General features: G+C 64.6%; 22 protein-coding genes. 16 read left to right on the top strand and 6 right to left on the bottom strand.

Going from position 1 to position 26,252, the window contains the following annotated elements:
* Positions 1-8: 8 nt before the first annotated feature.
* Together ACQR3T_RS17175 and ACQR3T_RS17170 are read left to right on the top strand one after the other, a co-directional pair.
* Positions 9-863: a hypothetical protein gene (locus ACQR3T_RS17175; protein WP_269602547.1), complete on the top strand. Its 855-nt coding sequence runs from the start codon at positions 9-11 to the stop codon at positions 861-863.
* 41 nt (positions 864-904) lie between these two features.
* Entirely contained in the window at positions 905-1,609 is a 705-nt protein-coding gene (locus ACQR3T_RS17170; RefSeq protein ID WP_269602548.1) for a hypothetical protein, read from the top strand.
* Between the two features lie 11 nt (positions 1,610-1,620).
* On the opposite strand, the gene ACQR3T_RS17165 is transcribed toward ACQR3T_RS17170, so the two are convergent.
* Entirely contained in the window at positions 1,621-4,026 is a 2,406-nt protein-coding gene (locus ACQR3T_RS17165; protein WP_428694266.1) for a LuxR C-terminal-related transcriptional regulator, read from the bottom strand.
* A gap of 472 nt (positions 4,027-4,498) precedes the next feature.
* Between ACQR3T_RS17165 and ACQR3T_RS17160 the strand changes: the two genes are divergently transcribed.
* Together ACQR3T_RS17160 and ACQR3T_RS17155 are read left to right on the top strand one after the other, a co-directional pair.
* Positions 4,499-5,458 carry a hypothetical protein gene (locus ACQR3T_RS17160; RefSeq protein ID WP_269602550.1) on the top strand — a complete coding sequence of 320 codons (960 nt, stop codon included), beginning with the start codon at positions 4,499-4,501 and terminating at the stop codon, positions 5,456-5,458.
* Between the two features lie 91 nt (positions 5,459-5,549).
* Positions 5,550-5,819: a hypothetical protein gene (locus ACQR3T_RS17155; protein WP_428694265.1), complete on the top strand. Its 270-nt coding sequence runs from the start codon at positions 5,550-5,552 to the stop codon at positions 5,817-5,819.
* Here ACQR3T_RS17155 and ACQR3T_RS17150 read toward each other — a convergent pair.
* Positions 5,812-7,725: a prolyl oligopeptidase family serine peptidase gene (locus ACQR3T_RS17150; RefSeq protein ID WP_428694264.1), complete on the bottom strand. Its 1,914-nt coding sequence runs from the start codon at positions 7,723-7,725 to the stop codon at positions 5,812-5,814. The two genes, ACQR3T_RS17155 and ACQR3T_RS17150, sit on opposite strands and share 8 nt — an antisense overlap.
* A 101-nt stretch (positions 7,726-7,826) precedes the next feature.
* Between ACQR3T_RS17150 and ACQR3T_RS17145 the strand changes: the two genes are divergently transcribed.
* Complete coding sequence (locus ACQR3T_RS17145) at positions 7,827-8,054, top strand: DUF3263 domain-containing protein (protein WP_269602553.1); 228 nt, start codon at positions 7,827-7,829, stop codon at positions 8,052-8,054.
* A gap of 7 nt (positions 8,055-8,061) precedes the next feature.
* Here ACQR3T_RS17145 and ACQR3T_RS17140 read toward each other — a convergent pair whose 3' ends face one another.
* On the bottom strand, positions 8,062-8,766 hold the full coding sequence (locus ACQR3T_RS17140) for an SOS response-associated peptidase (RefSeq protein WP_428694263.1): 705 nt from the start codon (positions 8,764-8,766) through the stop codon (positions 8,062-8,064).
* A gap of 113 nt (positions 8,767-8,879) precedes the next feature.
* Between ACQR3T_RS17140 and ACQR3T_RS17135 the strand changes: the two genes are divergently transcribed.
* Complete coding sequence (locus ACQR3T_RS17135; protein WP_032376196.1) at positions 8,880-10,130, top strand: pyridoxal phosphate-dependent aminotransferase; 1,251 nt, start codon at positions 8,880-8,882, stop codon at positions 10,128-10,130.
* A gap of 230 nt (positions 10,131-10,360) precedes the next feature.
* Positions 10,361-11,707 carry a YibE/F family protein gene (locus tag ACQR3T_RS17130; protein WP_428694262.1) on the top strand — a complete coding sequence of 449 codons (1,347 nt, stop codon included), beginning with the start codon at positions 10,361-10,363 and terminating at the stop codon, positions 11,705-11,707.
* Positions 11,708-11,781: 74 nt separating this feature from the next.
* On the opposite strand, the gene ald is transcribed toward ACQR3T_RS17130, so the two are convergent.
* A complete protein-coding gene (ald, locus tag ACQR3T_RS17125) occupies positions 11,782-12,864 on the bottom strand; it encodes an alanine dehydrogenase (protein WP_428694261.1) in 1,083 nt (360 codons plus the stop codon).
* A 116-nt stretch (positions 12,865-12,980) separates the two neighbouring features.
* Here ald and ACQR3T_RS17120 point away from each other — a divergent pair, with 116 nt between their 5' ends.
* Positions 12,981-13,505 (top strand): Lrp/AsnC family transcriptional regulator, encoded by a 525-nt coding sequence (locus tag ACQR3T_RS17120; protein ID WP_428694260.1) that lies wholly within the window; start codon positions 12,981-12,983, stop codon positions 13,503-13,505.
* Positions 13,506-13,511: 6 nt separating this feature from the next.
* Here the strand turns inward: ACQR3T_RS17120 and ACQR3T_RS17115 are convergent, their stop codons facing one another.
* The gene (locus ACQR3T_RS17115; RefSeq protein ID WP_428694259.1) at positions 13,512-15,560 is read right to left on the bottom strand and encodes an Hsp70 family protein; all 2,049 of its coding nucleotides are present in this window, start codon (positions 15,558-15,560) and stop codon (positions 13,512-13,514) included.
* 163 nt (positions 15,561-15,723) lie between these two features.
* The gene (locus tag ACQR3T_RS17110) at positions 15,724-17,172 is read right to left on the bottom strand and encodes a hypothetical protein (RefSeq protein WP_428694258.1); all 1,449 of its coding nucleotides are present in this window, start codon (positions 17,170-17,172) and stop codon (positions 15,724-15,726) included.
* A gap of 251 nt (positions 17,173-17,423) precedes the next feature.
* On the opposite strand from ACQR3T_RS17110, the gene ACQR3T_RS17105 reads away from it, so the two are divergent.
* From ACQR3T_RS17105 to ACQR3T_RS17070, 8 genes are all read left to right on the top strand, one after another.
* On the top strand, positions 17,424-17,681 hold the full coding sequence (locus ACQR3T_RS17105; RefSeq protein ID WP_032376192.1) for an acyl carrier protein: 258 nt from the start codon (positions 17,424-17,426) through the stop codon (positions 17,679-17,681).
* A gap of 4 nt (positions 17,682-17,685) precedes the next feature.
* Positions 17,686-18,840: an acyl-CoA dehydrogenase family protein gene (locus ACQR3T_RS17100; RefSeq protein WP_032376191.1), complete on the top strand. Its 1,155-nt coding sequence runs from the start codon at positions 17,686-17,688 to the stop codon at positions 18,838-18,840.
* On the top strand, positions 18,840-19,787 hold the full coding sequence (locus ACQR3T_RS17095) for an amino acid--[acyl-carrier-protein] ligase (protein ID WP_032376190.1): 948 nt from the start codon (positions 18,840-18,842) through the stop codon (positions 19,785-19,787). Before ACQR3T_RS17100 ends, ACQR3T_RS17095 begins: the two co-directional genes overlap by 1 nt.
* Before the next feature lie 41 nt (positions 19,788-19,828).
* On the top strand, positions 19,829-21,601 hold the full coding sequence (locus ACQR3T_RS17090; RefSeq protein WP_428694257.1) for a hypothetical protein: 1,773 nt from the start codon (positions 19,829-19,831) through the stop codon (positions 21,599-21,601).
* A 110-nt stretch (positions 21,602-21,711) separates the two neighbouring features.
* Positions 21,712-23,286, top strand: a complete 1,575-nt coding sequence (locus ACQR3T_RS17085; protein ID WP_428694256.1) for a lipopolysaccharide biosynthesis protein — start codon at positions 21,712-21,714, stop codon at positions 23,284-23,286.
* Complete coding sequence (locus ACQR3T_RS17080; RefSeq protein WP_428694255.1) at positions 23,283-24,554, top strand: hypothetical protein; 1,272 nt, start codon at positions 23,283-23,285, stop codon at positions 24,552-24,554. Before ACQR3T_RS17085 ends, ACQR3T_RS17080 begins: the two co-directional genes overlap by 4 nt.
* Positions 24,551-25,252, top strand: a complete 702-nt coding sequence (locus tag ACQR3T_RS17075) for a DUF998 domain-containing protein (protein ID WP_428694254.1) — start codon at positions 24,551-24,553, stop codon at positions 25,250-25,252. The genes ACQR3T_RS17080 and ACQR3T_RS17075 overlap by 4 nt, the downstream gene beginning before the upstream one ends.
* Entirely contained in the window at positions 25,249-26,235 is a 987-nt protein-coding gene (locus ACQR3T_RS17070; RefSeq protein WP_428694253.1) for a glycoside hydrolase family 16 protein, read from the top strand. The genes ACQR3T_RS17075 and ACQR3T_RS17070 overlap by 4 nt, the downstream gene beginning before the upstream one ends.
* The last annotated feature ends 17 nt before the right edge of the window (positions 26,236-26,252 follow it).

Here is a 26,252-nt window from a genome sequence, read left to right as displayed (position 1 = left end):
TAAGGGGTATGAGTTACTGGAGTGACAGAAGGGCCGAGCCTGATACCGCTACCCGCTCGCCGACGCGACGCCGCGGAGTTCTGGGTACCGCAGCCGTGGGAATTACGGTGGCCGTGACGGTAGTTTTCGGCGGCATTGCGCACGCTCAGAGCACCGACCTCGCAGCCGAAATAGACGTCGCCACCGATACCTTGAGGATCAATCTTGCGCCCGGAGAACCGTGGCCGAGTCCGAGTCTGTCGATCTTGTTCTCTCCCGGCATATCTGCAGGTGACGCGTCGAGCATCTGCCTCGACGCGTGGAACGTCGAAACGGTGGCCCTGACATCCCATGACCCCGACACCGGTACGAGCGAGAGCGATCTGGAATCCCAACGGTTCACGTGCCAAGTCGATGATGCCGCGCAGAACGACTCCCTGACCATGGAGGTACCTATCGTGGTCACGGAAGCTGCCGCGCTGCGACCGATGTCCGCCACGGTGGGCATCGAGTCCGCAGCGATGCTCCTGGAGACGACCGCGTTGCCCACCACCACTTCGGAATTCGTCGACGCGGTCTGCGACCCGAACGGGCTGACCGTGAACGGCTCCGAGGAGAAAGAAGCCAGTGACGCTCCGGCGAACGGGATTGTCGCCGGATACGTGGAACATGATCCAGCGAGCACGGCGCAGCCGGTACAACTCGTCGGGGTCGACTCATGCAACCAATGGATTTCACGCTCGGTGGCCCCCACCGGCGACGGAATGTTCTCCTTCTCCGGGCTTTTACCCGGCAAATACGCCCTCGGAATCCGGGGCTCGAAGCTGACCACCGCGGTTTCGTTGACCAGGGACCGTGCGCGCGTCTTCGGCATCACGCTGTGACGCCTCGGTAATCCCGTACGTTCCTCTGCCACAATCAGATTGTGAGTTCCGCCATGTCTGTCACCAACACCGATCTCCCGTTCGACATCCAACGCCGCGGGTACTCTCCCGACCAGGTGAAGGACTATCTTCATCGCTTGCACTTACGGTTCGAGCGAAACGTCGAGGCAATCGATCGTCAACAACAGCACATCGACAAGATCGAGGCCGAACTCGGCTCGGCCAGAAAGCAGTTGGCGTCGGTCAGCGAAGAACGCGATCGTGTCACAAGGAAATTCGGGGAAATGACGGCCGCGGCTGCTGAGCACCGCCGAGCAGCGGACGCCGCGCGTGAGGGACTCGCCGCCGCGTCGGCCGTAACACCGCCCGGGGAACAGATCAGTACGCGCCTGCAACAGATTCTAGCTCTCGCCGAGGAGGAAGCGAACCGAATCACCGAGGAGGCAGGCAATGCACTGCGCCTCGCCAACATCGAGGCAGACACGATCCGACGCGAAGCGGAGCAGGCCGCGACCGACGCACGAGCCGACGCGGAAGCCGATGTGCGCGAAATCTATTCGGACAGAAACGACATCATCACGGAACTTCTGAACACCAGCGAGCGTCTGCGTGAACTACTCGACCGAGCGGACATCCCCGATTTCGAGGAAGCCGTCGATTCCGTCGAAGCCCTGGATTCCGCGAAAGCCCTCGACTCCGGGAAAGACACGACACCCGACGAGGAGGACCGACCCGCTGGCGACTGACGCGTGGGCGATCACTCGAGTAGGCCGATCTCCCGCGCTGCGGACAACGCCTCGTCGCGAGTGTGCGCCCCCAGCTTCTTGTACGCAGAGCGCAATTGGCTTTTGACGGTGTTCGTCGACACGAACAGGTCCTTGGCGATGCGCGTGTGCCCCTGCCCGGCAGCGAGCGCCACGAGCACTATTCCCTCTCGCTCGGTCAGCTCCACGTAGCGAACCGATTCGGGGAACACCGAACCCGATCCACTCGAACAGACCCGCCGGAAGGACGTTGAGCGACCTGGAACCAACGACGTCAGGGCTTCGACATCCCTGCTCGCCAGGTAGGTCAAGCTGCGGGGAAGCTCGAGATGATCGATCAGAGTGATCGCACGGGTCCACGCGGCCGCTGCCGTTCGGAGTTCGCCGAGGTGTAGTGCGCTCGATGCCTCGATCAAGAGCGAATCGATCAACAGACGTGGACTGACGTCGGCCGACTGAGACAGTGAACGACTCAGCGACACCGCTTGCGAATCCCTTCCGGTCAGACTGTAGACACGAGCACGCAGGATCATCGCCCAGTCTTCGTCTCCAGCCCGCCCCGCGGCGGCGTCTGCTTGATTGCCCAGACCACACGCGAGTAGCAGTTCGATTTCGCTGGTGAGCAACAATCGTGTCGCCAAACCTGCGGGCTGTACGCTTCGGACATTGTTGGCCTTGGCACGGCGAAGCTGATCGAGGGCCAGTGCCGGTCGTGTGTTGAGGAGTTCGAATCCCGCTCGCACGTGGGCGATCACAGGCCACATCTCGGAACGCTCACTGAGCGTGTTCAGCTGCTCGACGATCCACCTGGCGTAGTCCAGATCGAGCGAATCGAGCGCCCCGAGACCCCGAGCTGCGAGACCGGCCGTACGCACGATTGGCTCCAGCCAGGAATCCGGAAGCCCCTGCTGCACTTTACGTTCCAGCCACTGATTGGCCCGCGCATGCTCCCCGATCAGCGCCCAGTTCAATGCTGAGGTGCCCGCCGAACCGCGTGCCACGAAACTCAGTTCGTCGACGCTGGACCCGCGATATGCCACCGCAGCCTCGATGCCGGACTCTTGCAGGCTTCCAGCAAGTTGATGACTCACGCTCCACTGGTAATGCAACAGTGCCACCGAATCGATCTGGACTTCGGGGGAGGTGTCGTGCATGAATCTGCGCAGTATTGCGAGCCTCCGACACAGCTCAGCCGATCCGGTGAAGTCCCCAGCCAGGCGTATCAATACGGCATGTACGGTTCCCGCCAGCAATGCCTCGGACCCCTGCGGCGACGACGCAAGCGCGCGCAGTGCATCCATCGTGGCAGGGATCAGCGATTCGGAGGTGGTGGATGCCGAGTCGGCACCGGTCAGCAGTTGTCTCGCCGCCAGCATCGCTGGACGTGCCGAGATGCGACTGCCAGGGATTGCGACGAGCGCTGCCCTGAACATCGAGACATCCTGGCTCAGCAGCGTGATCCAGTGCGAGTCGATGATGTCGATGACCAGTGGCCATTCCTGCGCCTGCACGGCGTGTAGAAGTGCATCGCGCTGATGGCCGTGGTCACGATGCCAGCGCGCGACGAAGATCAAACGCGGAGTTGGATCGTGTCCCTCGTCGCGCTGACGTTTGAGGATGGCCTCCCGCAACGCCGGCGGGAACAGCCATCTGCCCGGCCGGGTCGTGTTTCTGTCGACCAGAAGAAGCCCATGGTCGACGAGCTCGGCAACGGCCTGGTCGGTGCCCGCCCGACCGGTCAGCGCCCGAGCTAGTTCCGAGTCCACCGACTCGGCCGCAGCGATGGCGTCGATGAACTCGTGCAGGTGTCGAATTGCGTCGTCGCGGTAGATCCGTGCTTCGACATACACGTCCAAGGATCTCGACACGGTCCTGAGGTAGTGATCGCCGCGAGGTGCCGTAGGAAGCAGATTACGAAAAGCCGCCGTCGCATATTTCATCAAGCCGGGAAGGCCCGAGGTTACCGTGCGTGCAATCTCGGCGTCCCCGTGACTGTGCGCGATGTTCCGCTCGGACAACGCCTGCTCGGCGTCCTCCGTGGTGAACAGCAGATCCTGTTCGCCGATGACCTCGTGCGAAAACCGCAGAGACGCAATCGTGTCGAGCCAACGTCTGTCCGTCGTGAGTAGCACGATGTCGACGTGCTGACAGAGGTCCAGTAGTTGCTCGACCTCGCCCTCGAGGACCCCCGTCGTACCGGCGGAATCTCCAACGTCCTCGATGACGAGCACGATCGGCCGGTCCATTCGGTTGAGCAGTACGATCGTCGATTCGAAGGAACTGTACGTCCCGCCGGTGTCCTCGCGTGACACCCCGGCGACGAAGCCACGCATGTACAGCTGGCGGATCAGCTGGGACCACGGATCGGACCCGACGATGGAAGCGCTGCGGGACGGCACCCGCAGGGCCGTCCGAGCGCGGTCCGAATTCGATCTGGTCCAGGCATCGACCAAGGGAGACTTCCCGAAACCGACGGGAGCGCACACCAGGTGGAGCCGGACCGGGACGTCCAACCAGGAAAGCAGCTGGTGCCGCCCGTGGACGGCACCATCACCTGCAGGTCGCCCCGAACTCCGAGTGGACATCATGGTGTGTGGGACTGCCTTTTCAGAGTCTCGATGTGCCCGCGTAATTAAAATATCAAGCATTTCTATCCTGAAGCAGCGCGCGAACAAAGCCGGGACCACACGAGACACCCGAATTCACCATCGCATTCACCCACCCCGCACGTCATCACCCCGACGTTCACCCTCGACGCTCTCCGTGAGCGCGCTCGGTCGGTGGTTGGCTTCGGACCAACCGACGGTGAAGGGCACCCCCATGAAAACGTGTATCGGAATATCGACGTGCTGCGACAGTGCACTCCGAGGTGTGTTGATCGACGCAGACGTTCCCACGGCCGAACCCCTCGACAGACTGACGATCCCACGCCACACGCCCGACGACGACACCGTCGACGCGCTCGTCGACGCGCTCGTCGACGCCCTGCACAGTCGCGCCGAGTCGGAGGGCATCGAGGTCTTGGCAGTGGCAGTGGCGTCATCAGGGTGGTCGAACCGCAGTGTGCCGAAGACGGCACGAAGCGACGGAATCGACGTCCAGTCGGTCCGCACGGGCAAAGCTCTCGCCGCCTACCTTGCAACGCACGAGCTCTTACCGCACGCGCATCACCACATCGTGGTGGAATCGAACGACACCGGGTGCACAGCGCTCCTGATCGAGTCGTCGATCTCGCTGATGCTCGGTAAGGCACGCATGCCGAGCTCGGGACCGACCGTGTCCCAGTTGAGTTCCGCGATCCGGCAACTCTGCGCTCACAGCGACGTCGATGGTGTCGAATACATCGTGGCGTCGAACATGCCGACAGGGACAGTCCCGGTGGTGACGGCAGTGGCCGCTCGCGAGTCGTCTGAGCTGATCCTGCTCGACGACGCGATCGACGACCACCATGCAGTCGGTGCAGCGCTCTACGCAGCCACGCGTCCGCGGCACAACAACACCAGGCTCACGAAGAACATCGGCCCTGTGAACGTCGGGCCCGGAGCCGCCGAGCGCCTGTCCGGAATCGGTATGCCCCGCCGGCTTGCACTCGCGTGGGGCGCGGCCGTCGCGGCCCTGGTAGCAATCGGTGTTGTTGCGGCACTGGCGGGTGCCCAGGGCCAACGGACGTCGGTTCGCGCTCCCGCGACGTCACCGACGTCGGAAAACTGCGTTTCGTATCGAGTCGACAGTTCAGCTATCGCGAACCGTCGATCCGATCCCGATCGGTCGCCACCCTCGACACCGGCGGTACTGCCGAGCCTCGATGTCCAATCGACCGGATCCTGCTGAAGAGCGGCTACATCACTCCGCAATGCTGGACGAATCGGGCATCGTGGGTATGGTCGGAATCGCACGGCGTACCCGACGAGTAGGAGCAGGCATGACCGACGACGCGGACAAGCTGTTTCACCGCTACGACGAGTGGTGGACAACGCTGTCACCCGACGACCGAGCTCACGTCGAGAAGTGTTGCGAATCGGGCCGCACCGACGAGCGACTCTGCGCACTGATCCTCGAGAACGACGGCCCGTCGAAGGCTGCGTTCGAGGCAGGTAGCAAGTTGTCCGTGGGCAACAGCAAGTACTGCGCCATCCCCAGCGCGCTGCTCGAGTTTCTCGAGGCGAAGCGCGCACACCCGCCCCTCAGCTAGGGGGACGCCACAGCTCCAGCTCGGGGATTCCGGGCGGCGTGAATCCCATGACCTGGCCGTAGAAGGACAGTTCGGACTCTCGCGCGTTCACCTGGGTTTCAAGTTTGCGGAATCCGTGCGATTCGCCGGCGTAGGCCAGGTAGGCGTGCGGAATTCCCTTCTGCACCATGGCGTCTCGGAATCGTTCGGCCTGTGACGGTGGCACGATTGGATCGTCCAGTCCTTGCAGCAACAGCACCGGGCACGAGAGTCCGTCGACGTTGTTCACCGGCGCGCGGGTGCGGTACAGGTCGATGGCCTCGGGCAAGGGTCCGATGAGGCCGTCGATGTAGCGCGATTCGAAGTCGTGGGTCTCGGCGACGAACAGTTCGAGCTCGGCGACACCGAAATATGAAGCCCCACACGCGAATACATCCGAAGACGTCAGTGCCGCCAACACCGTCCAACCGCCTGCGGAGCCACCTTCGATGGCCAACCGGCGCGGGTCGGCGAGGCCGCTGTCGGCGAGCCCCTGCACGGCGGCGATGGTGTCTTCCACGTCGACGACGCCCCACTGTCCACGTAGTCGGTTGCGGTATTCGCGGCCGTACCCGCTCGACCCGCCGTAGTTCACGTCGACGACGCCGATGCCGCGGCTGGTGAAGTACGCGAACAGCGGGTTCAGTGCGGGTGCCACGTGAGCCGTCGGGCCACCGTGTACGAACGCGACGTACGGCGGGAGTTCGCCGTCCAGGCCCTCGTAGTCGGGGTTGCGAGGCGCATAGGCGATGGCGTGCACCTCACGATTCGGTCCATGGAACGTCACCTGACGCCCCTCCGGCAGATACGCAGCGTCGGGGACGGACTCGAAACCCGAACGCACAGGTGTGAGTTCACGGGTTCCGAGATCGAGTGCGAACAGCCCGCTCGCCACCTGCGCGCCACCGCCCTTGATCAACACGGTCGATCCACGGCTCCCACCGAGACCTACCGACGTCACACCCTCGAGCGCGATGTCGTCCAGAGTGCCGGATGCAGGGTCGAGCACGGCGAGGGTGTCGGTACCGACGGTCCGCACGGTCAGCAGCTTTCCGTCGCCCAGCACCTCGTACCAACTCGATCCGAGTCGCCACAGCGGGGCTCCGAAGTCGGCGTCGAGCGTCACCAGCGGGCTGAGCGAACCGTCGAGCGTGACCGAATACAGGTTCCACCAACCACTTCGGTCGCTGACGACATACAACCGTTCGTCGTCTATCCACTCCGGCTGCATCACCGACTCCTCGGTCGAACCCAGCAGCACCGTCCAGGACGACGGATCGGCCAGCGAAGCCACGCGCAGTTCCGTTCCGTCCCAGGGCATTTGCGGATGGTTCCACGCTATCCAAGCGATGCGGGTGCCGTCGGGCGACAAGCGCGGGAACGCAAGGAAGTCCGAGCCCGCCACCAACGAGCGCACCCCGCCGCCGCTCAGGTCGATCGCCACGATGTCTCGCGATACCGCACCGGCGTCGTGCATCTCGCGGACTGCGATGACGTCGTGACCGACCACCGACAGTTCGGCGTACCGGATGCTCGACGCCACAGCCGGTTTCGGAGTCAGCGGCACGGGTGCCCCGCCTGGGGTGAGTCGGTAGACACGTTGATCGGAGAACTCGGCGAACACCAGGTCCCCATCTGCTGTCGCAGTCCATGCCCCACCGCCGTATTCGTGGACTCGGGTGCGGGCGTTGAATGGTGCGGGCAGAATCGGCTGCACTTCTCCGTCGACGTGGCGACAGATCGCCGTCCGCCCTTGTTCGGCAGGTCGCAATTCCGACCACCAGATCTCGTCGCCGACGTAGCGACCGCCCTCGACGGGGTGGCCCGCGGACGACAGGTCCGCTGCAGTGATGGGCGAAGGCCAGGATCCGAAGGCGAGTGCAGTCACGAGCTCCACCCTAGTGAACTGACGTGGCCGTAACGCGTTGTTCACGAGCCCTTCAACAGTGACCCGGATGATGGAGGACAAGCAGCAATAGGGGGAACACCATGCGCCGGACCACTACCCAATCGGTGGACCACGAGATTCTGACATTCGGCCGAACCTGGCAGGGATACGGCGGCGGCAGCGACGAGGACATCTACGTCGCATTCGGCGTCGACGGGCGCACCTATTTCCAGCGCTTGCGTCGAATTCTCGATTCGCCGGTGGCCGGGGATCTGTCGCCGGACGAGCGGTCCGCGATTCTCGACATCTGCCGGACCAGACTGACCTGACCCACCGTCACACCGGCGTCAACAGTTCCGGGCTGTTGTTCTTCACGCTGTTCACTGCGGTACTCACCTCGTAGGGCGCGAGCCGGGGTTCCGGGATGGCAGCCAACATGTCCTGTACCGCCCCCAGATCGGTCACGGTGGGATCGAGCCAGCTCGCGCGGAGATCCGGTGGGAGCACGACCGGCGAGCGATCGTGAATGTGGCCGAGTGCATCGGCTGCCGGCGAGGTGAGCACCGTGACCGACCAGACCCACCTGTCCTCGTCGTCTTCTGCCTTGGTGGGATCTCGCCACAGTTCGTACAGGCCTGCCATCGCGAGCACGCCTTCCGTATGCAGGAAGTACGGCACCTTTCCCCCGTCGCGCTTCTCCCACTCGTAGTACCCGTCGGCGGGCACGATGCAGCGTCGACGGCTCGCGGCTTTCTTGAACGAGGGCTTCTCGGTGATGGTCTCCGACCTGGCGTTGATCAACCGAGAACCGATTTTCGCGTCCTTCGCCCACGAGGGGATCAGACCCCAGCGCACCGAACGCAGTTGCCGCACGGCGTCGGACTCCGGTTCGTCCTTGTGGGCGCGTTCGAGCACTGTCCGCACCGTCTGCGTCGGGGCGACGTTGTACGACGGCGGCACCTCCTCGCCCACTGTTTCGGCGATGTCGAACACCGCCTGCAGGTCGCTGTCACTCCGGGTACTGGCATACCGTCCGCACATGTGTCGATTGTTCCACTCGCCACCGACAACCCGGCCGAAACAACCTCTCGCGAAACAACCGCCCGAAACAACCTTGTGGAACCCGGCACCGCTCGCCTGGCACGATATGACGGGTGACCACTCCACAGATCAACTCCCAGCCGCGTTACCGCACGTTGCAGCAGTCGACCAAGCTGCAGAACGTGCTGTACGAGATCCGTGGACCGGTACACGCCCATGCCGCCCGACTCGAAGCCGAGGGGCACCGCATCCTCAAGCTGAACATCGGTAATCCGGCTCCGTTCGGCTTCGAAGCTCCCGATGTGATCGTGCGAGACATGATCGCCGCACTGCCCGTCGCCCAGGGCTACTCGGAGTCGAAGGGCATTCTGTCGGCGCGACGTGCCATCGTCACGCGCTACGAGCTCGAACCGGGCTTCCCCGAGCTCGACGTCGACGACATCTACCTCGGCAACGGGGTGTCCGAGCTCATCACGATGACGATGCAGGCGTTGCTCGACGACGGTGACGAGGTGCTGATCCCGGCCCCGGACTACCCGCTGTGGACGGCGATGACGACGCTGTCCGGTGGCAAGGCCGTGCACTACATGTGCGACGAGGAGAACGGGTGGAATCCCGATCTGGCCGACATCGAGTCGAAGATCACTCCGAAGACCGTCGCGCTGCTGGTGATCAACCCCAACAATCCGACCGGCGCGGTGTACTCGAAGGAAGTTCTGCAGGGCATCGTCGATCTGGCGCGCAAGCACCAGCTGCTGTTGCTCGCGGACGAGATCTACGACCGGATTCTCTACGACGACGCACAGCACACCTCGCTGGCGAGCCTGGCTCCCGATCTGCTGTGCCTGACCTACAACGGTCTGTCCAAGGCGTATCGCGTGGCCGGTTACCGCGCGGGGTGGCTTGCGATCACCGGGCCGAAGAAGCACGCAGCGGGGTTCATCGAGGGAATCGACCTTCTCGCGTCGACGCGACTGTGCCCCAATGTGCCTGCGCAGCATGCCATTCAGGTCGCACTCGGTGGTTACCAGAGCATCGAGGATCTGATCCTGCCCGGCGGACGCCTGCTCGAGCAGCGCGACGTCGCATGGGAGAAGCTCAACGCAATTCATGGCGTCTCGTGCGTCAAGCCGCGGGGAGCGCTGTACGCGTTTCCGCGACTCGATCCCGAGGTGCACGAAATCTACGACGACGAAAAGCTGGTGCAGGATCTGTTGCTACAGGAGAAAATCCTCGTGGTTCAGGGCACCGGCTTCAACTGGCCCGGCCACGATCACGTGCGCATTGTGACTCTGCCCTGGGCGCGAGATCTGGCCGTAGCGATCGAAAGGTTCGGCAACTTTCTCGCTTCCTACAAGCAGTGACGTCGAAAGTTACGCGCAAGTAGTTGAAAGTGACGCAAGAAACTTGGGTGGGAGCGCGCCCCGCGGCCGAATGATCTGTAGATTGGCGGACGGCACTTCGGTGCCCGCGAGCCCTGGTCGTCCCCTCCCCCCCCGGGGCGGTCAGGTGGTGGCGGGGGACGCCCCCCCTGCTCCCCGCCACCGAGCTCCTCGCATCGGCCACCGAGGTGGCCCCGTACTAGCCTTGCAGCGTGGAACCACACGGCAATCATCCCGACGGCACCAGGCCGGGCCTCGACTCCCATGTAGGCCACGGGCACGGACACAGCGACAGTCCGGTGCCGCTCGGCCCGGTAGCCGCCAAGGTCGTCGTCGGGCTGCTCGTGGTGATCGGCATAGCCGTCATCGCCGGTGCATTCGCGCTGTGGCCCAGCAAACAGAACATCGACATCCCACTGCCGTTCCAGACCTCGGGCGGAGGTGCGGTGTCCACCGAGGCGGGCACCATCACGTCGCAGAGCATCGGGCCCTGCGGGAGTCCCGACGCAGGCAGAGCGTTCACGGGCAACCCGACGCCTGCGGTCAACGACTCGTACGAATGTCAGCGCAGCATCGTCGACATCACATCGGGCCAGGACGCGGGCAAGCGGACGGTGCTCGAGATCGCGCCGGGTCCCGGCCAACCGACGCTGAGCGCCGGTGAGGACATCCGACTGGTTCTGCAGTCAGATCCTTCCGGTGGAATCCGGTACTCCTTCAACGACTATTCCCGCGGACTTCCGCTCGGGTTGATCGTCGGCGTGTTCGCCGTGGTCATCTGCGTCGTTGCCCGATGGCGGGGATTCCGCGCGCTGGTCGGCCTACTCATCGCGTTCGCCGTACTGGTGGTGTTCATGCTGCCGGCTCTGCTCGACGGCGCACCCGCCATTCCCGTCGCTCTTGTCGCCGGTGCGGTGATCCTCTACGCCGTGCTGTATCTGGCGCACGGGGTGAATCTGCGCACCAGCTCGGCGCTACTGGGCACACTGACCTCGATGGGCCTGGCCGCAGTCCTGTCGTACGTCGCGATTCGGATGACGCACCTGACCGGGTTGTCGGAGGAACAGAACACCGCGGTGCAGACGTACATCGGTACCGTCAGTGTCACGGGGCTGCTGTTGGCCGGCTTCATCATCGGCTCGCTCGGTGTGCTCAACGATGTGACGATCACTCAGGCCTCGGCGGCCTTCGAGCTGGCGTCGGTGGACGAGACCGCGTCGCGGCGCGAGATCTTCACCGCCGCGATGCGGGTGGGGCGCGATCACATCGCCAGTACCGTCTACACCCTCGTACTCGCCTACGCCGGTGGCGCGCTGCCGCTGCTGTTGCTCTTCAGCGTCGCCGACCGGTCGATCCAGGACGTGTTGACCGGCGACGCCGTGTCGATCGAAATAGTCAGATCCTCCGTGGGCGGTGTAGCCCTCGCACTGTCGGTGCCCCTCACCACCGCGATCGCCGTGCTGCTGGCCCGGCCGATCACCTCGTCCAAAAAAGGCGCGTCGTCGTCGCGGACGCCCAAGCCCGCTCGATCGCGGGGTTCGGGTCGTCACAGCGCTTAGAGCGGCTTCGCCGCATGTGACCGAAACATCGACCCCTGCTACGAGTTTCCGCTCACGTGCGGCGGAGCCGCTCCTCAGGCAAATGCAGCTGCGACGGTCTCCGACAACAGTGCACCGTTGTGCGTACTCAGTCCTGCCTTCAGACCCGCGTCTGCCTCGCAGGCAGCTTCCCAGCCCTTGTCGGCGAGTGCGACGACGTACGGCAGGGTGGCGTTGGTGAGCGCGTAGGTCGACGTGCGCGGAACGGCTCCGGGCATGTTGGCGACGCAGTAGAACACCGACTCGTGCACCTTGTACGTGGGATCGGCGTGGGTGGTGGCGTGCGAATCCTCGAAGCAACCGCCCTGATCGATGGCGATGTCGACCAGAACCGAACCCGGCTTCATACGCTGAACCAGGCTGTTGGATACCAGCTTCGGAGCTTTGGCTCCGGGCACCAGCACCGCACCGATGACGAGATCCGCGGCGAGAACGGCCTGTTCGAGTTCGTACGCATTCGACACCAGAGTCTTGACGGCACCGCGGTACTGATCGTCGATGGCACGCAGCGCCTTCACATCGAGATCGAGAACGGTGACGTCGGCGTGCATTCCGAAAGCGATTGCGGTGGCATTCTTTCCGGACACACCGGCTCCGATGACGACGACATTGGCGGGACGTACTCCGGGCACTCCGCCCATGAGAACTCCACGTCCTCCTTCGCTGGACATCAGGTGGTAGGCACCGGCCTGCGGCGCGAGGCGTCCGGCAACTTCACTCATCGGCGCGAGCAGCGGCAGCGAACCGTCTGCGGCAGTGACCGTTTCGTAGGCAATGGCCGTGGTACCCGAATCCAGTAGCGCATCGGTGCAGGCCTTCGACGCCGCGAGATGCAGGTAGGTGAACAGCACCTGTCCCTTGCGCAGGCGTGAATACTCTTCGGCGATAGGTTCTTTGACCTTCAGCAGCAGCTCGGCTGTTTCCCAGACCTCGGCGGCATCGGTGAGGATCTGTGCACCGGCGGCTTTGTAGTCGGTGTCGGTGAACGACGATCCGGCTCCTGCCTCGGTTTCGATGATCACTTCGTGTCCTCGCGAGACCAGTTCGTGCAGGCCTGCCGGGGTGATGGCCACCCGGTATTCGTGGTTCTTGATCTCGCGTGGAATTCCGATCTTCATGGCGGCCTCCTCGGTGGTGGGTGACGTGAAGCCGTGGCTCCATTCGTGTAGGCCAACTATGAATTATCTACGGAATACCCGCAACGGAAGTGAACATAATTCTGTATGCTCCTGGAATGGTGGGCAATAGTTCGTTCGAGACGGGCGGCACGGGGTCCCAGCCGAACGATGTTCGGCCCATCCCGTTGGACCGGATCGATCACATCCTGCTCGACGAACTCCGCCGCGACGCCCGTACCCCCAACAACGCACTCGCTGCCGCGGCCGGTGTGGCTCCGTCCACCGCACTGGCCCGGGTTCGTGCCCTCGTCGAACGCGGTGTCATCCGCGGCTTTCACGCAGACATCGATCCCGAGGCCCTCGGCCAAGGTATCCAGGCCATGATTTCGGTACGGCTCCAAGCAGATGCTCGACGGCGGATCAGCGAATTCGGATCGAAGATCGCCTCCCGAAAAGAGACGCTGAACATCTACTTCATTGCCGGTGCCGACGACTTCCTCGTGCACGTGGCAACCGTCGACACCGCCACGCTCCGCGATTTCGTCGTCGAGAATCTCAGCGCCGACCCTGCCGTCGCCGCTACCGAGACGATCCTGATCTTCGAACACATCAGACCGCGAAACACTCACGGAGAGAGGTGAATCGGGTCAGGGAGCGGCCGGAGCGATCGGCGGGAAGCCGGGCAGCGTGAAGTCCGGGAAGCCCGGAATCAGCGGCGGCGGCTGTTGCGTCGTCGGGGGGATGGACTCGACCGGCGGCGGCGGTGCGGGCTCGGCCGTGGTGGTCGTCGTCGGTTCCGGCGTCCACGGCTCCTGGTAGACCTCGGTCTCCGACGGCTCGGTGGTCGGTTCGACGGTGGTTTCCGGCGCGGGAGGCGGCAACACGGGAGCAGGTGTCTCCGACGTGGGCGCAACCGTCGTGACGGCCGGAGCCTGAGTTTGAGTGCGGCTCACCGAGGTGTCGACCACCTGCGGGGTGTTCTGATGGGTGAGCATGAACCCGGATACGCCTACCACTGCGGCGAGGCCGAGCGCGAGCACACCACCGGTGCGAAGCCTGCGCCGAGCGCGGGTTCGATCGTCCTCACCGTCGTCGTCGTCGTAGTCGGCATCGAGCCAGTAGATGTTCTTCAGCTGGAACGGAACCGGCCTACCGTCGTCGTCGACCGTCGCCTCGGTATCGACCTGCTTATCGGGTGCCTGCGTAACACTGTGCGCTACAGCAGTTTCGGCCACCTCCAAGTCGTCGACCGAGTCATCGACCGCGTCCTCGACGGTGCTCTCCCCGGCATTCGTGCTCAACGCAACGACCTCCCCGTCGACCCGCGCCCCCTGCACGTGGTCGTCGAAAACATCATCCGCTACCGCCGGTGACGACTCCGGCTCCACAGCAAGAGAATTGGGAGAATCGACAAAGGAATCGGTGAATCTCGAGGATTCGAACCCACCGACCGTACTCGTGGGGTCGACCGCGTCGGCGATCGTGGTGTCGACCGGGGCCGACGCAACCCAGGGACGCGCGGGAACCGGACGGGTTGCGATCGGAGCCGGAGCAGGCACCGGCGGTGCGGCGTGCATCGATTCGGTGCGAGCCGGAATCGGTCGGACCGGCGCTGCCGGCGGCGGAGTAGGTTGCGGGGGCCGTGGGCGCGCCACCCGCGACTGCGGCGGACGCGGCGGTGCCGGTCGGTGCTGCGGAACCGGCGCAGATGTGAGGGCCGAGTCGACGCGAGTCGCGGGGTCGATCCCATCCGAGGGTTGCGGTACCACCTGCCGGTTCGCGTCGGGGCTCCGTCGCGGATCGGTTCGAGTGCGCGAGTGAGGTCGCGCGGCCAGAGCCGCACCGCGCGCTGCGACGGTCTCGGGCTCGGTCGGCACGATCGACGGCAGTTCCAGCAGCGGCCCGACGCGATTCTGCACGATCGGCATGCGTGCGCCTCCACCGATCAGCACGACGGCGTCGATGGGCACGTTTGCGCCGATCAACACTCCGCGCGCAAATTCGATGGCTTCGTCGAGCAGGTCGGTGATCAACAGCTCGAAGTTCTCGCGCGAGAGCAGAATCATTCCGCTCGCATCGGGCAGGCACACCGCATCCTGGGTGGACAGGCGTTCCTTGGCGATTCGGCAGCGCTTCTCGAACAGTGCGATGTCGGGGTCCGTCGTCTTCTTGCCGAGACGCTGGAGCTGGTTGTTGCGTACGTAGGCGTCGAGCAGGTCGCCGCTGTACTCACCCGATCGCTGCGAGGCGGTGACGGTCCGCTGCACCAGGTCTACGACGCTGACCGTCAGTCCGGAACTGCCGAGATCGAACAACGCGACCGATCTGTGGTCACGGGCCTCGCCGGTTGCGGCGAGGTACTCGACGACGGCTTCCACCTCGTGCACCAGGTGGTAGTTGTGCAGGTGCGCACCGGCGAGCGCGGCATGCAACGCATCGGCCTGCCGAGGGTCGCGGTAGGCGACACCGGTGGCGAGTTCGGGCTCGGTTTCGACGGCCGCACCGATCGACTCGGCGGCCAGATGCGGGAGGTCGCCGCCCACGCTGTCGATCAGTTCGTTGCGGAAGAACAGTGGCCGCTCGATGTCGGTGACCAGGCCGGAAGCGTCGGCGACGGGAGCCTGGAACTGCTCGGCTCGGGGCTGCGCCGTGCGCACAGCCCGGGTCCCCATGGACACCCCAAGCAGCACAGTCACAGTTGTCGGCCTCACTTCGTTCGGCAGTTACGGCGGACGCGGTACACCTCGTCCAGAGCGCCAGGCTACCGCCTCGACCGAAACTACGGGGTGCGCGCCCCAGAGCAGCCACGACAGGACAGGTCTCGCTCCCCGTTCCAGCCACCCGTTCCCGCCCCGCGGTCTATTCCGGCAGTTCCGAACCGATATCCGGTCGGTAGAGCTCGCCGTCGTAGGTGAAAGCTCGCTCGTACAGATCTGCGTCCGACAGGCGAACCGGTCCCTGGACGGGCAGCTCGGCCGGCCCGGGAGCTGCATCTTCGGCCGGTCCGGCCGCGTCGGCGAGCGCGGCAGCGAAGCCGGCATCGACCGGAATCTGCTCGTCGATGAGCGGAGTGGGTGCCGGAGTGTTTCCTCGGGTGAACACCAGACCTGCCACCGCGACGATCACCAGGGCTACCGCCGCCAGCACGGATGCGTCGCGCACCGACCATCTCGTCGTGCGCCGCGCCGGCTGGGTGACGACATCGGGTTCGAGAACCTCAGGCTCTTCGACCGCAGGCTCTACAACCGCGGGCCCGATCACCGAAGAGTCGGCTGCAGCAGCGTCGAAGACGGTCGACGTGATCGCCAGTTCTTCGGTGGCGAGCTGATCGACGGTCAGGCCGTCGACCATCCACTCGTCGACCGCGCCGAAATCCGTGGTCCCGGGCGCATCGAGAAGCTCCGACGCGTCGTCCGGCACGGTGATGATTCCCACATCCGCGTCCAGAACATCGGCATCGAGAACACCTGCCTCGAGAACACCGGCATCCGGAACATCGGTGTCGACGACGGCTCCGAGAACGGGCCTCTCGTCGAGCGCTGCGCCCTTGGCGATGGCCATTGCCGGCGCGTCGGGCACATGGACCGGGACATTCCATTTGTCTTCGATGATGGTGCGCACCGCGGGAATGGCTGCGCCGCCGCCGATGAGCAGTACCGCGTCGGGAGCCTGCTTGGACGCCCAGTCCAGGGCGTCGGACACGAGTGGGGTGATCTCGCGCTCGAATTCCTTGCGGCTGAGCAACATCGGGCCGCGGTTCGGTGCCCGGACACCCGCCGACGAGCTGACGAGTTCCTTGAGTTCACGGAAGAAGGCTTGGTATTCCTCGTCGCCCTCCGGGCCGACCGGTGCAGGCAGGATGCCCTTGGCCATCACGATGCCCCGGACCACCTCGTCGAAGCGATCGCCGCTGATGTCGACGGTGCGTGCGGTCCACTCGATGTAGTCGCCTGCGACGTCGAGTGCGGTGGCCGACAGCCCCTTCTTGCCCAGGTCCACCACCAGCACGTAGTCCTTGTCGGCCAGTTCCGGAACCGTGCGCGCATAGGCCATCAGGGCCTGAGATTCCTCGACCATGCGGGCCTTGGGGACCGTTCGGTCGCCCAGAGTGTCGAGAAGGGCCGTGACGGCCGCGGTATCCCACCCGGCGAGCACGATGTCCTCGAACGGGCCGTGGTCGACGAGCTTGCCGGGCAGCAGGTCGTGTGCGCCCGCTGCGTCGATGGAGTCTTCGACGCGGCGCCCGTCCGCGATGTACGCGATGCGCACGGCACCGGTACCGACGGACACCCCGCAGACTCCACTCATCGACCAGACAGTCCTTTGCACATTGCGATTCGGCGCCCGATCCGGCGCCCTCACGAGCCCCCGCTCCACTCGAAGTGTACGGCGGTCCGAAGGACCGATGCGGGCATCGAACTAACGCTACTAAACAATCTAGGATATTGTTTGGGAGGGTCTGGGGAGACTTTGGGTCGAAAAGGCGCGCAGCCAGCGGACCTGGAGACGACTACGAGGCCGTCCGGTCTCGTGGTTAACGCGATCGGTGGAGGTTTTCGATGCAGACGCTCAATGCTCAGGACGTGGTTCGGGTGCGAACTGTTCTGGAGAAATTCGGAAAGCTGCCGGTCCCCGTGGAGGGCATCGACGAAGCCGCCGATCTGTACGACAGCGGCCTGACCTCGCACGCGAGCGTCAACGTGATGATCGCCCTCGAGGACGAGTTCGACGTCGAATTTCCCGACACCATGCTGCAGAAGTCGACCTTCGGCAGCATCAACGCCATCGCCGCGGCCATCGCCCAGCTGACGGACTGAAGCCATGACCACCGTCTACGAGAGCTCGATCGACCAGTCGATGACCGACGTGCTGGCCGTTCTGCGGACCTATGCCGACGACGTCGATCGCGATGCCCGATTCCCCACCGAATCGGTGGATGCGCTGCGCGACGCCGGGCTGCTCGGTGTCGGGATTCCGCGCGAGTTCGGCGGTGGCGGGGCAACCCTGACAGACATCGCCCGCATCTCGCGTGCCCTGGGCTCCGAGTGCGCATCGACGGCGATGATCTTCGTCATGCACCAGTCGCAGGTGCTCAGCATCGTGCGCCACGGCAAGTCCGACGCCATGGCAGACCTGCAGCGACGAATTGTGACCGATCGCATCCTGGTGGCCTCTGCCACTACCGAGATCAACATCGGCGGCGATGTCCGATCGAGCAGTTGTGCGGTGGAGTACGACGGTGAGCGGATCACCCTGAGCAAGAACGCACCTGTCATCTCGTACGGCGAGTACGCACAGATCGTGCTGGCGACGGCGCGACGCAGCGTCGACAGCCCGCCGAGCGACCAGGTCCTCGTGGTGTGCGAGAAGCCCGATGTGACGCTCGAGAAGACCGGCACCTGGGACACCCTCGGATTCCGCGGCACCTGCAGTCCCGGCTTCATGCTCGCCGCGCGCACGACGACGTCGAACATTCTGGGCGACAATTACGGCGACATCTCCGCGCAGACCATGCTTCCGGTGGCACACGTGCTGTGGGGCTCGGCCTGGCTCGGTATAGCCGACGCCGCCGTGACCAAGGCGCGCAAGTCCGTACAGAAGGCCGCGCGCAAGACACCGGGAACACCGCCGCCGAGCGCACTGCGTCTGGCGGAGTTGATGGTGGTTCACGAGCAGCTGGTGGACACGGTGTTCGGCGCAGCTGCGAAGTTCGAGGCCGTCGCAGACAGTCCGGCCGAGCTCGGAGCCATCGGTTTTGCGCTCAAGATCAACAATGTCAAGGTCACCGCGTCGACGCTCGTCATCGACATCGTCGGCAAAGCCCTGCAGATCTGCGGCATCTCGGGCTACCGACAGGACGGCGAGCTCAGCATCGGCCGGCACCTCCGAGATGCGCACGGGTCCGCAATCATGGTGAGCAACGAGCGCATTCTCGGCCACAACTCGCAGCTCTCCCTCGTCTACAAGGGAAAATGATGACAACCACACAGTCTGCACCGGAGACCGAACTCAGCGAACTCGACTCCGCCCGAGCAGCTTTCCGCGCCGAACTCATCGACGCGGGCCTGTTGGTGCCCAGCTCGATTCCCGGATTGTACGGGCGCAGCGGCGAATTCGAGGACATCATCGAATTCATCGATTCTCGCGTCGTCGCGGCCGGGGCCACCGAGCACGGCTATCGGGCCAAGCGATTCCGCTTCGCTCCGGTCTTCCCCCGAGAGGCCTTCGAGCGCACCGATTACATCGCGTCGTTCCCCAATCTCACCGGTGCCATCAATACGTTCGAGGGGGACAACAAGGAGCACGCAGCGTTGTTGGCGGAGAGATCCGACGGCAAGGACTGGGATCACTTTCTGCATTCCGCCGGAACCATGTTGGTCTCGGCGGCCTGCCACCCGTCGTACTCGATGCTCACCGGAACACTGCCGGCCGACGGTGCCCTGATGGACATCTACGGCTTCTGCTTCCGGCACGAGCCTGCGGTCGATCCGGCTCGGATGCAAGCATTTCGGATGCACGAGTTCGTCCGCGTCGGCACCCCCGACGAGGCGATCGAGCACCGCGAACGCTGGGTGCCGCGTGGCTTGCAGGTGCTGGCAGATCTGGGGCTCGAAGCCGAGGCGGTCATCGCCAACGATCCGTTCTTCGGTCGAGCCGGACGCATGCTCGCGGCAAACCAGCGCAACGAGAACCTCAAGACCGAACTGGTCGTCAAGCTCTACGGAGACCTGGACGACGGCACCGCGGTCGTCTCGTGCAACTGCCACCGCGATCACTTCGGCCACACCTTCGACATCTCCACCGTCGACGGCGAACCGGCTCACAGTGCATGCGTCGGGTTCGGTATGGAACGCATCGCGCTGGCGATGCTCCGCAACCACGGGCTCGATCGCTCCGCGTGGCCGGCTGCACTGCGCCCCTGATCGATTCCGCTTCACCCGTGTACGCAGAAGGACCATTTGAAGTGAACAGTTCCCGCACCGCTCCTCGGCGCATCGGCTCCGTTCCCGCCGAGTCCTCCTCGCGTACCCAGGGCGGCAAGTACCCGACGTGGTTCGGCCCGTCCGATTCACCACTGTTCGGTACCGTCCACGTGCCGTCCGACGGTCGGGCTCGCGGAGGCGTCGTCCTGTGCCCGCCGCTCGGCAAGGAGCAAGTGGACTCGTACCGGGGCATGACTCTGCTGGCGCAGAAGCTCTGTGCGCAGGGACTTCTGGTGTTGCGATTCGACTACCGCGGCACCGGAGATTCGTGGGGAGATCAGGACGGGCCCGGCGCGGTCGGCCACTGGCAGCGCAGCGTCGTCGAGGCCGTTTCCTACGTACGCAGTTGCGGTGTGGGCGAGGTCGGGCTGGTGGGCCTCCGCATGGGTGCACTCCTGGCCTGTTCTGTCGCCACCGAGTGTGGGCCACTGACCGCGTTGACGCTGTGGGATCCGGTCGTCCGCGGACGGTCGTATCTGCACGAGCAGCGCGCACTGTATTCGGTGAGCGTCACCACCGATTCCGACGCCGATCCCCGTGTGTCGATCATCGGCGCTGTGCTGCATCCCGATTCGGTCGCAGACTTCTCCGCACTCGACGCCGCGAAGACGTCGACCGACGCACCGGTACTGGTCGCCACCCGCGCCGAGCGAGGCGACTCGAAGCCGGTACGCCGACTGGTCGACGCACTCTCGGCCGACGAGCACACGCTGACCGGTCACGACGACTTTCTCGAGCCGAGCGACTTCGAGGTCATCATCCCGGCCGCGGACATCGCCACTCTCGCCACCTGGACGGCGTCGAAGTTCCCGAGCCGACCCGCCTACGACGTCGAGGTGCTGCTTCGAACGCGATCACTGGTCGATGGAATCCACGAGAGCATCGAATTCCTCGGTGCGCAGGAGCTTTTCGCGATTCGTTCCAGTTCGGATCGATGCCTACCCGGTGGGCCGACGGTGGTGTTCTACCCCACCGCGAACGAGCACCGCGTCGGTCCGGTGCGGATGTGGGTGGAATTGGCCCGGCTTCTCCCCTGGTTCGGAGTCTCCACGGTGCGCTTCGATCGGCGTGGCACCGGCGAGTCCGGTGCCGTCACCGACGGGGAGGTGACTCGGCTCTACAGTTCCGAAGGAAACGAGGACGCCCTCACCGCCGTCCAGCAGTCGGGTACCTCACCCGACAATGTGCTGGTGTCCGGAATGTGCTCGGGGTCATGGTATTCCAGCTTTGCAGCCCGAGAGATGGGAGTGCGGTCGGCAGTACTTCTCAACACGCTGGACTGGACCACCCGTCGACTCGAGTTCGTCAAACGCTCCTCGATGCACACCGAGGAGACAGGACTGCGGGCGCGCGTACTCGATCGACTGCACCACTGGGGTGTCGCGACCAAGAATGCATTGCAGCCGCGGATTCCCTATGCCCTCTGGATCTGGCTCGGACGGCGCGGACTGATTCAGGTTCCCGAGATCTCGTTGCGCCTTCTCAGCGATCGGGGCGTGCGGACGCAGGTACTGCTCTCTCCCTCCGACGCCACCTGGTTCGAGACCAACCGGGGGCCGGAAGGTATGCGCCGGTTGCAGCGTCGAGCATCCGTCCCCACTGTCACGTCTTTCGAGTCCGGTGATCATTCGCTCTACGGCCGCGATCTGCGAGAGAACGTGAGAGCCGAACTGATCGCGGCCACCTCCGCTGCGTTCGACATCGAGATCTCCGCGCCGTCGCCGCCTGTAGCAGTGGGGCGGGTCCGGCTGTGAAGCACCGCGCTCCCAGGATCGCGCCACCCAAACACGATCAGCTCGAACAACTTCGGTGGTATCCGGTCGAACCTGCGCGGTTCGACATGGGTTTGATGAACAGTCCGACGATGCCGGTTCCGACCGTGCCACGTCACACTTCGGTCCGCGTGTTGGATACGAACCCCGATCACCTCGCCGCAGCCGACGTGAAGTCGGTACCCGCATCGGGACCGGGTTCGAAGGCGTCCGATCGCAACCTCGCGCTCAATTCGCTGGCACTGATGCTCTCGACGGCCATCACCGGGGCGCTCGGATTGCTGTTCTGGGCTGCGGCCGGCCGCCTCTATCCCGTGGCAGAGGTCGGCAGCGCGTCTGCCGTCATCACGTCCGCGGTGATGCTCTCGACGCTCTCCAACCTGAGCCTCGGTTCTATGTACGAGCGATTCCTTCCGGTCTCGGGCCGGTTGGCGAAATCGTTCATCGTGCGCGGTTATCTCACCGTCACGGCGTTCGCATTCGTGCTCGGCGGCGGCTTCCTCCTGGTTGCTCCCAGGGACGAGATGTTCACCAACACCGCCGAAATCGTGACGTTCCCGTTCTTCGTCGCGGTGCTCGCGGTGTTCGCGCTCCAAGATCAGACCTCGTCCGGTCTCGGTGTCGCACGCTGGGCTGCCGGCAAGAACGTCTTCCACGCCGTCCTGAAGTTCATCCTGCTGTTGGCGCTCTTCACCACCGAGCGCAGTACCTCGATCATCTCTGCGTGGGCGGTCCCCGCGATCGTGGCATCGATCTTCGTTTTGCGCGCCATCATGAAGAACGTGCGCACCGAACAGCGGTACGCCGGCAAGCCGGATCTGCCGCCCAGACGCGAAATGTGGGCCTACTTCGGCTCGGCCTACGGCATCACCGCTCTCGGTTCGCTCGCTCCACTGCTCGTGCCGATGATCGTCGTCGCCACCCTCGGAGCCGAGCAGAACGCATACTTCTCCCTCACCTGGTCGATCGTGAGCGCCCTCTACATTCTGATCAGTGTTCTGATCGGGCCGTACGTCGCCGAGGTCGCCGCACATCCCGAACAGTTCCACCGCCTGACCAAACGGTTCATGACTCTCGTGTGCATCGTTGCTGTCGGAGGGTCGATCTTCCTGGCCTTCATCGCACCGTTCGGCCTCGGCTTGATCGGCCAGGGTTACCGCGACCAGGGCACCATCATCGTGCAGCTCGCCGCGCTCACCATTCCGCTCTCGGTGGTCGGTTCCCTCTACGACGGTTTGGCTCGGGTCCGCCGACGCATGCGATTGGCCGTGATCGTGCAGGTCGTGGCCACCTCGCTCATCATCGGCGGATCGATCGGGCTGTCGTCGTCGATGGGCATCGCGGCCGTGGGCTGGGCCTACCTCGCTGCCGAGGCATTCGGCGCGCTCGTGCTGATCGTGCCGTTGATTCGGTGGATCCGTGAGCTGTCGGCAGGCAGCAACGGCCAGTCCGGCAACGATGCAGGATCGTCCGGCCATCCCGGTCCACGCGGGCCGATCGACGATCGTGACGGCGGCTCCCCCCGCGAGAGTCGACGGGAACCCCGACACGGTGAAACAGGACTTCGCGGACCTCGTCACAGCGAGCCACAGGACGCACCGCGGCAGCACGACGAACCGTCGCCGCGTCGCATTCCGGTGCACGCTCAACACAGGACGGCGCCATGACCCAGATCTATCGAGCAAGTTCGTTGGACATGCTTCGGTCCGATTCACGAATCGTGACCGTGCTGGGGCCTGCGGATTTCGGCGATCTCGCACGTGTGCAGAGCCGCGTGCTCGCGTTGGCGTCCATCGGTCCGGCAACTCGACTGGGTCTGCGTGCCCAACAGTCGTCGGCAGCATGGACTTTCGAGCCGGATCGGGTTGTCGAGCACATCACCGAGGCACCGTCCGTGGATCACGAACAGTTGGCGAAGCAGTTGACCGAGTTCGCGCATGAGTCCGCTGCCGAGGTTCCCGTTCGGATCCGGCTGGCCGGTCGATACCTGTTTCTCGATCTCAATCACGGCCTCGGCGACGCTCTGTTGCCGGTAGACCTGTTCGCCTACTTGGCCGACGCCACCCCGAACGCTTCGCCTCCGGCCTGGGCCGGCAGTACAGTGGAGGGGCATCCTTTACGAAAGGCACTGCTGCACTGGGCTGTTCGCAATCCGCGGAAGGTTCTCGACACGATCTACGGCCGCGTTCGTCCCGGCATGAAGCAGGAATCGACCGAGGTATCCAGCACCGCATCGCCGACGGAATGTGTGCCCTGGACACCGTCCGCCGCGGTCGCCGTTGCCGTGACGCCGGCGGGCACCACCACCGCGATTCGTCGGTGGCGAGAATCCCATCTGCCCGGTGCGAGTGTCAGTGCCGTGATGTGCGCGGCCGTGTCCACGGCCTTCGTGCGTACGTCGTTTTCTGTCGCTCGATCCGCAGGGTTTCTCTTCGACTGCCGCCGCTACCTCCCGCCGTCGACCACGGTGCTCGGCAATTTCGCCGCCGGGATCGGTTTTACCGACATCGATCCCGCCTCGCCCGGTGAGGTGAACGACGCGTTGTCCGGTGCCATCGACAAGGGCCGTCCGATCGCGTCCGCGACGATCAGCACGATCAAGTACAAACGCGAGCACCGAGCTGTCTCCGGTGTGTTCGACGACCGCGTTCCGGTGCGGCCGAACGTCGAGCTCATGTTCTCGGATGTCGGTAGAGTCAGGCAGCTGGAGCCGGTTTCCTGGATTGCCGAACCTGCCGACCGAGCGTTCTTCGTGATCGCGGCTCCCGGTAGACCGGAGTCGGTGATGATCACGATGGAGACCATCGATTCGGTCGTGTTCGTCTCGGCATCGTTCCACGACAATGTTTTCGACAGTCAGACCGTGCAAGCAGCACTCGATCTCGTGGCAGCCGACCCCCTCGCCTTGCTCGCCCCTCAGGAGAAGACCGCATGACCACCGAAGCGAAATCCGAAGCGAACGCCGCGACGGCGCGGGCCGAGCCCACCGCAGCAGCGAAACGATCGCGCTTCGTTGCCCATGTCGCTCGGTGGGCAGGTCTGTCGGTGGTGCAGTTCGTCCTTGTCGAGTACATCGTCTCGGCCACGTGGCGTGGGCTCTACAGCTACCGGAACAATTACATCAGCGAACTCGGAATCCCCTTCTGCGGTCCTGTCGGCGATTGGCCGTGCAGCCAGCTCTACGTCCTGCTGAACGCCTCGATGGTGCTGTTCGGTGTGGCGATCGCGGCCGTGGGCGGATCGTGGTACATCGTTCGCCGGATCGATGGCAGGGCAGCCTCGTTCTTCGTTGTTGCCGGTGCGGGTGCGATCACGGCCGGCGTCGTCAACCAGGGCGTGAACTACCCGATCCACTCGTTCGGTGCCACCGTGTTCTTCATCTTCGGGAACTTCGGCCTCGTCGTCGCCGGTGGGCACCGGAGTCTGCGACGAACGATCCGCATCGTGGTCACTGCGCTGGGTGCCGTCGGTCTGGCCGGGTACTTCGCCTATATGGGTGGTCACGAATTCGGACTCGGCATCGGGTCCATGGAACGCGTCGCCACTTACTCCCTTCTGGTGGGCGTCCTGGTCCTCTCGGTCTCGCAGTTCAACGCGACGCGAGTGCCGAAAACCCTCGACGAGTCCGCGTGAGCCGTCACTCCGCATCGGGCGGGGAGTCCGGCACAGGGACCGTCGAGGTCTCGCGGCTCCCCGGCTCCGGTCTGCTCGTCGAGCGTCCGCGCCGCCGTTGGCCGTCGGTGCTGGCATTTCTCGTCGTGCTGGGTCTGGTCGTCACCGGCACCGTGTACGGAATTGCGCATCGCTCGGACGGATCCGAGTCCGATGGTCGATCCACTGCCGAGGGCGGCGTCGACGCCACCTCCACGACATCGGCGTCGAACACTGAGGCAGCCAAGCCCGGATACACCGTCTACGACGATTTCTCGGGAACGGCGGGCGACGCGTTGGCGGACGACCGATGGAGCCACGACGTCGGTCGGACCGGTTGGGGAAACAACGAGAAGCAGGACTACACCGATTCGACCGAGAACTCCTCCCTCGACGGCCAGGGCCACATGGTCATCAACGCCATGCGCAACGGTGACGGCTACACCTCGGCCCGAGTGACCACCAAGGACAAGTTCGAGTTCACCTACGGCCGCGTCGAGGCTCGGATCGAGATGCCTGCCGGAGCCGGACTGCACCCGGCGTTCTGGATGCTCGGTACCGATCTGGACTCCGTCGGCTGGCCCCTCTCCGGCGAAATCGACATCATGGAGACCCTGAACCAGGCAGACCAGTACCACACCGGAATCCATGCGCCCCAGCCAAATTCGCTCACCAGCCAGAAAGTGGACGCAGGCGGAATTCCACCGGAGCCGCTGTCGGAGGGCTTCCACACCTACTGGGTCGAACGCTCACCCGGCCGCGTGACTACCGGCATCGACGACACCACCTTGGCCACCGTCACCCCGGCCGACCTCGTCGGCGGAGACGACTACTGGGTTTTCGACAAGCCGTTCTTCCTGCTCTTCAACGTCGCCGTGGCCGGCGACTGGCCCGGGCCAACCGACAATTCGACGCCGTTCCCGGCGACCATGGCCGTCGACTGGGTGCGGTATCGCACCGATTGAGACCGCAGTACCTGCCC

It is taken from the genome of Rhodococcus sp. IEGM1428, from assembly GCF_050321865.1.
Lineage (GTDB): Bacteria > Actinomycetota > Actinomycetes > Mycobacteriales > Mycobacteriaceae > Rhodococcoides.
This window is presented reverse-complemented; position numbering and strand designations above follow the sequence as displayed.

Bases quoted from the DNA above. Each gene is read 5' to 3' on its own strand.
- ACQR3T_RS17080 (WP_428694255.1), top strand. From the start codon at position 23,283: ATGACCCAGATCTATCGAGCAAGTTCGTTGGACATGCTTCGGTCCGAT.
- ACQR3T_RS17105 (WP_032376192.1), top strand. From the start codon at position 17,424: ATGCAGACGCTCAATGCTCAGGACGTGGTTCGGGTGCGAACTGTTCTG.
- ACQR3T_RS17085 (WP_428694256.1), top strand. From the start codon at position 21,712: ATGCCGGTTCCGACCGTGCCACGTCACACTTCGGTCCGCGTGTTGGAT.
- ACQR3T_RS17120 (WP_428694260.1), top strand. From the start codon at position 12,981: ATGGTGGGCAATAGTTCGTTCGAGACGGGCGGCACGGGGTCCCAGCCG.
- ACQR3T_RS17110 (WP_428694258.1), bottom strand. From the start codon at position 17,172: ATGAGTGGAGTCTGCGGGGTGTCCGTCGGTACCGGTGCCGTGCGCATC.
- ACQR3T_RS17100 (WP_032376191.1), top strand. From the start codon at position 17,686: ATGACCACCGTCTACGAGAGCTCGATCGACCAGTCGATGACCGACGTG.
- ACQR3T_RS17075 (WP_428694254.1), top strand. From the start codon at position 24,551: ATGACCACCGAAGCGAAATCCGAAGCGAACGCCGCGACGGCGCGGGCC.
- ACQR3T_RS17175 (WP_269602547.1), top strand. From the start codon at position 9: ATGAGTTACTGGAGTGACAGAAGGGCCGAGCCTGATACCGCTACCCGC.
- ACQR3T_RS17140 (WP_428694263.1), bottom strand. From the start codon at position 8,766: ATGTGCGGACGGTATGCCAGTACCCGGAGTGACAGCGACCTGCAGGCG.
- ACQR3T_RS17155 (WP_428694265.1), top strand. From the start codon at position 5,550: ATGACCGACGACGCGGACAAGCTGTTTCACCGCTACGACGAGTGGTGG.
- ACQR3T_RS17145 (WP_269602553.1), top strand. From the start codon at position 7,827: ATGCGCCGGACCACTACCCAATCGGTGGACCACGAGATTCTGACATTC.
- ACQR3T_RS17095 (WP_032376190.1), top strand. From the start codon at position 18,840: ATGACAACCACACAGTCTGCACCGGAGACCGAACTCAGCGAACTCGAC.
- ald (WP_428694261.1), bottom strand. From the start codon at position 12,864: ATGAAGATCGGAATTCCACGCGAGATCAAGAACCACGAATACCGGGTG.